This window comes from Rhodohalobacter sp. 8-1 (genome assembly GCF_038150125.1).
GTDB lineage: Bacteria > Bacteroidota > Rhodothermia > Balneolales > Balneolaceae > SW132.
In genome coordinates this window covers 1-1770 of the sequence record NZ_JBBVMF010000047.1, presented here as the reverse complement: position 1 = coordinate 1770, position 1770 = coordinate 1, and the positions used below count along the sequence as shown (strand labels likewise).

The window sequence follows — 1770 nt, the reverse complement described above, 5'->3', positions numbered from 1 at the left end:
GCCGGCTGAGTCTGTTGCACAACTCAAAATAGGTAGAACGGACGATTTGTTCTAATTATCCAGCAAAAAGTTATGTTAAATAGAGTAATAGGTTGAATATTATCAATGGTTTAATAGCTATATTTGAAGGTGTTTCGTATCTTTATCCATGCAAGGAATAAAACAGCGTACTCCCAAACTTTTCTACCAATTCGCCCTCAGTGACCAGGTTCCAGCAGATCACCCTTACCGGCGAATTGAGCAACACCTAAACCTGAGCTTTCTTTACAAGAAGACTCGTCATTTGTACGGAACTGAAGGCCAGCAAAGCATCGACCCGGTGGTCTTTGTAAAGATGTGCCTTCTTGGGTACTTCAACAATATCACTTCTGACCGGGGGCTGTGTCGGTACTGCGCCGACTCGATGTCCGCCCGTTGGTTTTTAGGCTATGATATTGATGAATGGTTGCCCGTCCACAGCACCCTGTCGCGCACCCGCCAGCTGTTTGGCACAGAGCTATTTGAGGAGGTCTTTTGCCTGGTGTTAGGACTGTGCGTTGACGCCGGTCTTGTGGAGGGTAAGCGCCAGGCGTTCGACAGCGGGCTGGTCAAAGCCAATGCCAGCATCGATTCCATGCAGCGAATCGTGATTATGGACGACGCCAGCGAGTATTGCCGGCAGGTGGACGATGAGAACGCCGACCCCGCCTTGCTGCCGGCCCGCAGCAGTGATAACGCTCCTGTGGCTGCCCCGGAAGCCCCTCTCCGCTCAGTCGATTGCACGAGCGACGATCCCGTCAAGCGAAAGCGCTCCAATAAAACCCACCAGTCGGCCAGCGACCCTGACGCCCGAATGGCCCGCAAGCCGGGCAAGCCTACCGATATGTATTACCACAGTCAAATCAGCGTCGACAGCCAGCACGGGGTGATTGTTGGGGCCATGGCCGATTACGCCGACCTGGAAGATCACAAGAGTCTTCCCGGACTGCTGGAGCGGGTCCAAAGCAACCTCTCTGACCACGGATTGGCCGTTGAGGAGATCCTGGCCGATTCCAAATACAACACGATCACCACCATTGAGGCCTGCCAGCAGGAGGGCATTACCGCTTTTATGCAAAACCCGTCGGGATATAAGCGCGAGCGCGAGGGGTTTACCTTTGACAACCAGACCAACGCCTATACATGCTCACAGGGAGCTGTCCTGGCCTTCAAACGCGAGCAACCCTGCCGCGAGTACGTCAATTATGTGTATGTTAGTCGTGCAGTCGATTGCAAGGAGTGCCCGATACGATCGCAGTGCATCACAGGGAAATCGACGGTTAAAACGCTTACTCACAGCAGTGGCAAGGCACTCTACGACCTGATGGATGACCGCCTGCAAACCGACGACGGGCGGCGCATGCTGGCCAAACGCAAAGGCATTGTGGAGCCGGTCATTGGGAACCTGATGCATCACAACGGGATGAAGAAAGTCTACGGGCGAGGACGTGACACCGCCGATAAGCACGTCTTAATGGCCAGTATAAGCTTTAATCTGAAAAAATGGCTCCGCTATGGTGCCCCAAAACCGCTTCGAAAGGCTACAAGTGCAGCATTAGAACGAGGCCGCGCTGTCGTTGATGGATTAAGTGGCGCTATGGTCGAAAAACCGTATGGTTCAGACTATTTTTTACGTCACACTCTTACTTAGTCATAAAATCAGGTGTTTTTCCGACCAACCTGACTGTATCAGCCGATTCCTTTGGAAACCATGAGTTTTTCCAACCCGGAGTTGTGCAACAGACTCGGCTG

1 protein-coding gene is annotated in these 1770 nt (G+C 52.6%); it reads left to right on the top strand.

Features of this window, described 5'->3' with window-relative positions; all coding sequences use genetic code 11:
- The first annotated feature begins 148 nt into the window (after positions 1-148).
- A complete protein-coding gene (locus AABW11_RS19930) occupies positions 149-1669 on the top strand; it encodes an IS1182 family transposase (protein ID WP_340107088.1) in 1521 nt (506 codons plus the stop codon).
- Positions 1670-1770: the final 101 nt, after the last annotated feature.